At 67.6% G+C, this 862-nt stretch carries 1 protein-coding gene; it reads left to right on the plus strand.

What is annotated here, in order from left to right; genetic code table 11:
• The first annotated feature begins 152 nt into the window (after positions 1–152).
• Positions 153–740 carry a hypothetical protein gene (locus K9U40_RS23075; RefSeq protein ID WP_282639834.1) on the plus strand — a complete coding sequence of 196 codons (588 nt, stop codon included), beginning with the start codon at positions 153–155 and terminating at the stop codon, positions 738–740.
• Positions 741–862: the final 122 nt, after the last annotated feature.

Here is an 862-nt window from a genome sequence, read left to right on the forward strand (position 1 = left end):
CCCCGCTTGTCCGCAGGCCCGCTTCGCTCGCCTCGCCGTCTCCGGACCCTGAAACGTCCACCTATCGCCGATTTCTCTCGACCGCACCCGAAGGAAAGACCGGCAAGGGCCGATCCTAGCCCGAGGGAGAAACCGCAGGAAAGGACGTTCACATGACCAAGACCGCTCGCGCTCCCCGCCAGTCCGCCCGCGTTGTCCAACTCCGCAAGGGCACCACGCTCGAGATGGTTCGGCTGGCTTGCCCCGACGCCCACCAGACCTTCCTCATCTGCGAAAGCTTCGGGCTTCCGGTCCCCGACAGCGACGGAATCCGGGAGCTCCACCTGCGACTGATCATGGAGACGGCCGAGAGCCTTGGCGAAGGGCTTAGCGAACGGGCGATGCAGATCCATCTCCAGCGCATCGTCGGTGCCTATGTCGGATCGGCCCACGGAGCCGGCCAGTTCTATTCCCGCGCCGTTACCGAAGCCCGCGACGCCACCGCCAAGCTCGCCAATGACGCCCGCGACGAGGATCTCGACGGCCCGGTCGGCTTCTCGAGCGCTGCACAGCGCAAGCGCGAATTCGCGGCCGACATGGGGCTCCAGGCCCACGTGCTCCGCATGGCGGCGGAGGGCGCCGTCGCGGCCTATGAGCAGGTCGTCGGCGAGCGCTGGAAGCCCTTCGAGCGGCCGCTCGAGAATGCCGGCCAGAGCGTCGACCGCAAGGCGGCCGAGCTCCAGATGGCGGCTCTCGGTTGAGCCGCCCGGGCGGAGCCTTGGCTCCGCCCTTCTCATCGCTCGCACGAGACCAAGCCGGCCGCTCCAGGCGCCGGCCTTTTCGCATGTCGAAACCAAACCTCAGTCGATCGCGGAAGGAAAAG

The organism is Xanthobacter autotrophicus (assembly GCF_030015065.1).
Lineage (GTDB): Bacteria > Pseudomonadota > Alphaproteobacteria > Rhizobiales > Xanthobacteraceae > Xanthobacter > Xanthobacter autotrophicus_D.